Genomic DNA, 6,000 nt, shown 5'->3' with positions numbered 1-6,000 from the left:
CGCCGTCGACCATTCCGGCCAGCGCCCCAGCGTCATCCGCCGCTGCCGCCCGGCATGGCGGTAATCCAGCGTGAAGGCCCGGTTGCCGGAGCGGTAGATGCAGATGGCAAATCCCCGCACCTCGCTATCGAAAATCTGATAATCCCGGCCCGGTTCCGGCGCCGCCTCCCGCACCGACTTCTCGTTCAGTCTCAATCGCTTCACCATGCCCAGCGCCTCCTTATTGCATCCCACATGAGGCTCAGCCTCGCGCGCATGGCAAGTCATACATCAGCATCCAGACCGGCGGGGAGGCGGAAGGTGGCGGAAGTCGGTGGGAGGCGTGCCGGTTGGGTGAGTATATGAGGAAAGCGGGCGGTGAGCCGACATGCGGCGGTAGGCTTCGCAACTGCGGCAATTGGCAACAGCCGCTGTTCGCGCGCACTACGGCGGAGCCTTTACAATAGCAGGCACATTGGACTGGTCAGCGGAAGTTCGTCGGGGGTGCGAATACAAAGCTTATCCATGGCGCATGTGGCAATTTGCGACGTTGGATCGCTCAGGACAAGGGAATTTCTGTGTGCGGCTGCGGCACCTTCTTCCCGGCCTGAAATTCAAAACTGACAATGCCGCGTTTCCGCATATCTACCAGTACAAGAACACATCATTGGGCCCGCGTGTCCATCTGGGCTAACTGACCGGAGCTGCATTGGCCCTGCCACCGCCGGATCGTCAATCGTGACGCGGGCGCAGGCGCGCGACGCTGTCCCGTTTTGACACTGCCGCATGCAGGCTTGTCAGACAGGGTTTGGCAGCCAGCGCGATGGGATTGTCGCCAAAGAACTCGATCAGCATATAGACATAGAGATCCAGCGCGCTGATCCCCTCAGCCAGAAAGAACGGCGTGCCGGCGATGGCCTGATCGAGTAGCGTGAACTGGTCGAGCAACCGTTTTCTTGCATTGTCGATCAGGGCCGGATGGGTTCGCGGATCGTCCAGAAACCGCTCGGGGTGGTTGAACTGAACAAAGGCCATATGGGGGCCAGCGGCCATGTAGATGAGCCAGCGCAGGAATGTCGCCCTGTCGGGGTGGTCGGGGCCGGGAACCAGCGGCGTGTCCGGGTGATGTTCGCCCAGGGCAATGATGATCGCGGCGGTCTCTCCGATGACCTCGCCCGTCGAGAATGCCAGGGCGGGAACCTGCCCGGTCGGGTTCACCGCCAGATAGGCCGGCGACCGGTGCGCGCCGGCCGCCATGTCGATCGCGACGCGCCGATAGGGAAGCTGCATCTCTTCCAGCAGAATCTCGATTACCATCGCCCCGGACATCTTCTCCCAGAAAAGGCGGTAATCACCTGCCGCGACCTGAGCCAATTCAGACCTCCGTTCTGCCGTTTCACCCAATGCCGGACGGCCTGCATCGATGGGCCGATCCCTGTTCTGGCCGGATGATCTGGCCGAAGACCCGACCGTCAGTTCGCCACCGGACAAGCCGACCACCCCATGGGTTCAGCCGGAAAGGATCAACTCTTGGCCGTGAGCGGATCGATCACCTGCGGAATCTCCGTGATCGCGGCGACCGGGATGCCCGACAATTCCGAGTGCCTGATGATCGCGTCCTCGCTCTCGGCCAGATAGACGCAGAAGGTCTTGTCGCGCGCCACAAAGCTTTGCACCCACTGAATGCCGTTGCCGATCCGTTCCAGCGCCTGATTTGACGCGCGAGCGGCCCCGCAAAGCTCGGCAGCCGACATCTGGCCAATCGCCGGAATGTCGCGCTCGATCATGAAGCGTTTCAACTCTGTCATCGGATTATCCTTTCTCATGCTGCGTTTCCGGCAGGTCGCCGGCTTTCAGGTTCAGGGGCCATTCCATCGAGCATCCGAGCCTCAATGCGTGCAGACGCTCGAAACGAGCAAGGCTGCGGGATCGATGTTGACCGCGCTGGTTAAGTTCTCCCCAAAGAGCTGCAGCCAGGCGTCCTGCGCCTCATAGGCAAGCCTTTCCCGCTCGGCCGGACATGCGAATCTCATGTCGGCAGAAGCCTGCAGGTGGTGGACCATTTCGTGGACCAGTACCGAAAGCTCGGCCGCGTCATGCCCCCTCCAGCCATCGATCAGATAGATCGTCCGGCTGCCATGATCATAGGCGGCAACCACGTCACCCGGGCTGACGGAGCTGTCCGGTCCGTAGCGGAGCGCAACCAGATCGGCGGCAGTCATGGTCCCCAGCGCCGGGGGGTTTTCCGCCGCCGGGAGGTCAAAATTTGCGACCAGCCACAGTTCGATTGTCTCCAGAAGTGATGGTTCTGATGGCTGCCCTGCGTGAGCCGCGCCAAACGCGGCGCTGAGGCAGAGGGCGGCTGTGACGACAATGCCGGCGGTATAATCCCCCGGCAAAGGCTGGTCAGGGCCCTGGCTCTGCTGCGAGATCACATGACCGCGCTGGCGATCGGAAGCCGGAAGAAATCCGTTACCTTCCGTGATCTGTGGCGCTGTCATGCGTCGGCTCGCGTGGGGTCGAATACCCGACAGAAATGCCGCTGCACCCGCCAGTCCGGATGGTCACTGGCCCAGTCCGCCGCCAGAAACTGCATGCTGGTCATGCACTGGATCAGCGTCAGGTCGGTCAGCAGGCGGGTCTCGGTACGGCAGTTCTCTGGTGCGCCTGACAGGCAGGCGACAAGGATGAATTCAATCATGTTGCCCTCCACGGGGTGGGGGCGAGCTCGCGTTGGATGAGGTTTCAGTCTAGCGAAATGACCTGCCCCGGCAGAGGGCCAGTTTGGCACCGGTTCAGCGGGCCGGTCACACCGCCAGGTGAACATATTGCGTAGTATTGTGCATCCGTGGTCTAATGAACATGGCCAGATCGGGCAGCAAAGGTTCGGATTTCCGCACGAAATTCCGTTGCGGGTGCAGAAAGGGGGCGGTGTGTCCTGGCCCCACGACAGACTGGGAAACCCGAGCGCGCTGTCACCGCGCGAACGAGCGTGCCTCGATCTCGCCGCCCGTGGCTTGACGGCACTCGAGGCGGGAGAGCGGCTTGGCATCAGCGGCTCGACCGTCAACAAGCTGCTGGCAAGTGCGCGCGCGAAGCTGGGCGCTTCACGCACCGCCGAAGCCGTGGCGCTGTGGGTGGCGCGCGGCGAGATCGGCCCGGCGATTCAGGCCTGTCCCGATCCCGTTGAAGCGAGACTGGTCAATGATCGCCATGTGCTGCAGGCTTGTGAGGACCTGGCCTCCGACCTGCGGTCCTGCCCGTGCTTTGCGGACGCCTGGTTCGTCCTGCGGCGGCACATCGCGCGCCAGGGGGCTTCATCGGTGCAGTTCGCGGTTCATGCCGCCCCGAAAGGCAGGTTGACGACGGGCGCGCGGATGATCGCGATGTCATTGCCCGACGAGTTGCTTGGCCTCTATGGTGATGCAGGGGGAATGGAGGCTGACCCCTTCGCGGGATGGTTGGCGAACGGAGGCGGCTGGCTCTCATTGAAGACAGATCGTGTCCCTGCGCCAAATCTGCCGCGGCATTCGCGCGGGATGTACGATTTTGCCAGCGCATTGCCCGATCACGGCTATCGTTGCATCCTTGGAACCGTCATGCAGGATCCTGCGACAGGCGCAAGTTTTGCCCTGCCGTTCGGTTTCCGGTCGGGTGCCGCCGACGATGCGATGCGGCATGAAGATCATTACCGCCGTCTGCAATACATGATGAGCGCGACCTTCTGGCAGGCCATCCAGGAACGGGCCCTACTGCGCGAATTCGTGCCGCTCAGCGCACGGATGCGCGAGGCGCTGCAGGATTCGGCGCGTGGCCTTGGCGCAGCTGAGAGCGCGGCGCGCATGGGCATCTCGCGCCGGGCGGTCGAGAAGCTGCTGTCGGAGACACGACAGGTCTTTGCGGCGCCGACCACCGCGGCGGCAATCTATCGCGCCAATGTTTATCGGGTGCTTGGCTGAGGCGCGGCGCCTGCCGTCCATAGGCCAGCCGGCGCGGCAATCTTCCTGGCGGGTGCGGGGCAATGCGACGCAGCTGCATCAGACTGGTTAAAGGCATGGCCTGACCGCTTCTCGCAGACGCATGATCATATGGTCGATGTCCTCGGCCGGAACCGCCGCAAAACCCAAATGCAACGCTTCGGGTGCGCCGCCAGCATAGCAATAGACACCCATCGGACGGGCGACGAGACCGGCAGCGGCCGCGAGGCGGGCCGCCTCTATGGCCGAGACGCCAGCCGGAAGATGCGCGATGATCTGCAATCCGCCAGCCGGGCATTCGATCCGTAGCAGGTCGCCGAAATGCCGGCGCAGCGCCTCGATCAGCCGGGCGCGGCTCGATCGGTAGCGTTTGCGCATCCGGGTGATATGGCTGGCGAAGGTGCCGTCGCGGATCAGGTCCGCCAAGGCGGCCTGAATATGCAGGGCCGGCTCGACGCCCTGACGAAAGACCTCGGTCTCGAAACGCTCGACCAGATCGGCTGGAACCACGAAATAGGCGGTCCGTATGGCCGGGACCAAGACCTTCGAGAAGGTCCCGACATAAAGGACCTGACCCGGACCCCGCGAATGAAGGGTTGGTAGCGGTGGGCCGTCAAGACGGAACTCGCTGTCATAGTCGTCCTCGATGATCCAGGCCTTGCTGCGCGCCGCCCAGTCCAGCAGCGTGGCTCGCCGTTCGTCCGACAGGGTGGTGCCGGTCGGCCATTGATGCGCCGGGGTCAGATAGGCGCCGGCACAATCGATCCTGCGCCTGATGAGGTCATCGATGCGGGCGCCGCTGTCATCCACCGGCACCAGCAAGAGGTCGTGACCGAGGCTCGCCAGCGCACGCTTGGCCACGACATAGCCCGGATCCTCGACCATGATCCGCGATGCGCGCGGCCACATGATGCTGGCAATCGCGCGAATGGCGGCGCGGGTCGATGTCACCACGATGACCTGCTCGGCACGGCAGACCACGCCCCGCGACATGGTCAGATACTTGGCCAGTTCCTGCCGCAAGGGGGCATAGCCGCCCGGATGCGCGTAGTCGAGAATGGACTGATCGCCTCGCAGCGCATGTTGGCGCAGCAGGCGGGACCATTTCAGCCGAGGGAAGGCATCCAGCGCCGGGATGCCCGGCTGAAAGGCCAGCGCCGCCGGTTCGCCGATATATTCGTCGAGATCCTGCGGCCGAAACTCCTCATGCGCGCGCAGGGTTCGGAACAGTGCCCGGGTCTCTTGGGCGGTTTCCGATCCCAGGGGGGCCTGCGACGGCGCGACGCGCGTGCCGGACCCGCGAATAGACTCCAGAAAGCCGTCGGCCACAAGCTGATCATAGGCCCTCGCGCAAGTGTTGCGCGAGACGCCCAGATCACGCGCGAAGGCGCGTGAAGCGGGCAAATAGCTGCCCGGGCGCAGGTTTCCCTCGACCATTGCAAGACGAAGCTGCTCGACGATCTGGTGGTACAGCGGAACCGGACTCTGACGCTCCAGAACGATCCAGTTCAGCAGCGCGTTCTGTCGGGACGACCGCTTTTCCATCAGCGTTGATCCATGCTTCCAGCAAGCCTTGATGCTCAGGATAGCACATATTCGCGTGCATCCCGCCGCCGTCGGTCTACGGTGAATGACAAACGCCATGACAAGAGACCTGTAGCCTTCGTCACAGAAAGGAGTGAGGGATATCGGTTCGCCGGGCATGTTGACGCTACGATTCCATAGGATCCGCCCGTCAAATGGCGGCAAAGCGGGACAAAGCACACCTCGCTTCCGGCGAACAGTTTTCCTAGCTGCGGGATATTCTGGGATTGGAACGGCTGGATGTTCGAGTGGCAATCCGCCGACGCCGCCAGATTGCAACAATCGATCGAAGTGCCCCCTGAAAGACTTTCGCTCGGGCTGCCTCCATAGATCGTCGATTTCGATCGTAGATATGTCTCATGGCGTCACCCCATCTGACAAGTTACGGGCCTTTGATGCTGACCAGTTTCGCCGCAGGGCTGCTTTCCGGCCAGTGAATGGACGGTATCGCCGCCGGTAC

7 protein-coding genes are annotated in these 6,000 nt (G+C 63.0%); 1 reads left to right on the top strand and 6 read right to left on the bottom strand.

The window, feature by feature from the left end; translation table 11 throughout:
• The 5 genes from Q5Y72_RS16230 to Q5Y72_RS16210 all read right to left on the bottom strand — a co-directional run.
• The coding region (locus Q5Y72_RS16230) for an Arm DNA-binding domain-containing protein (protein WP_305964468.1) at positions 1–207 on the bottom strand (207 nt) is incomplete at its 3' end.
• A 504-nt stretch (positions 208–711) separates the two neighbouring features.
• Positions 712–1,470: a glutathione S-transferase family protein gene (locus Q5Y72_RS16225; protein WP_305964467.1), complete on the bottom strand. Its 759-nt coding sequence runs from the start codon at positions 1,468–1,470 to the stop codon at positions 712–714.
• Positions 1,471–1,502: 32 nt separating this feature from the next.
• Entirely contained in the window at positions 1,503–1,766 is a 264-nt protein-coding gene (locus tag Q5Y72_RS16220; RefSeq protein ID WP_305964466.1) for a DUF4242 domain-containing protein, read from the bottom strand.
• Positions 1,767–1,868: 102 nt separating this feature from the next.
• Entirely contained in the window at positions 1,869–2,480 is a 612-nt protein-coding gene (locus Q5Y72_RS16215) for a DUF6647 family protein (RefSeq protein WP_305964465.1), read from the bottom strand.
• The gene (locus Q5Y72_RS16210) at positions 2,477–2,680 is read right to left on the bottom strand and encodes a hypothetical protein (protein WP_305964464.1); all 204 of its coding nucleotides are present in this window, start codon (positions 2,678–2,680) and stop codon (positions 2,477–2,479) included. The genes Q5Y72_RS16215 and Q5Y72_RS16210 overlap by 4 nt, the downstream gene beginning before the upstream one ends.
• 118 nt (positions 2,681–2,798) lie before the next feature.
• Between Q5Y72_RS16210 and Q5Y72_RS16205 the strand changes: the two genes are divergently transcribed.
• A complete protein-coding gene (locus Q5Y72_RS16205; RefSeq protein ID WP_371930853.1) occupies positions 2,799–3,938 on the top strand; it encodes a LuxR C-terminal-related transcriptional regulator in 1,140 nt (379 codons plus the stop codon).
• 87 nt (positions 3,939–4,025) lie between these two features.
• Here the strand turns inward: Q5Y72_RS16205 and pdxR are convergent, their stop codons facing one another.
• Entirely contained in the window at positions 4,026–5,822 is a 1,797-nt protein-coding gene (gene pdxR, locus Q5Y72_RS16200; protein ID WP_305964463.1) for a MocR-like pyridoxine biosynthesis transcription factor PdxR, read from the bottom strand.
• Positions 5,823–6,000 lie beyond the last annotated feature (178 nt).

It is taken from the genome of Paracoccus spongiarum, assembly GCF_030732095.1.
Lineage (GTDB): Bacteria > Pseudomonadota > Alphaproteobacteria > Rhodobacterales > Rhodobacteraceae > Paracoccus > Paracoccus spongiarum.
This window is presented reverse-complemented; position numbering and strand designations above follow the sequence as displayed.

Coding starts and splice junctions, on each gene's coding strand:
- Q5Y72_RS16220 (WP_305964466.1), bottom strand. CDS start 1,766: ATGATCGAGCGCGACATTCCGGCGATTGGCCAGATGTCGGCTGCCGAG.
- Q5Y72_RS16210 (WP_305964464.1), bottom strand. CDS start 2,680: ATGATTGAATTCATCCTTGTCGCCTGCCTGTCAGGCGCACCAGAGAAC.
- Q5Y72_RS16215 (WP_305964465.1), bottom strand. CDS start 2,480: ATGACAGCGCCACAGATCACGGAAGGTAACGGATTTCTTCCGGCTTCC.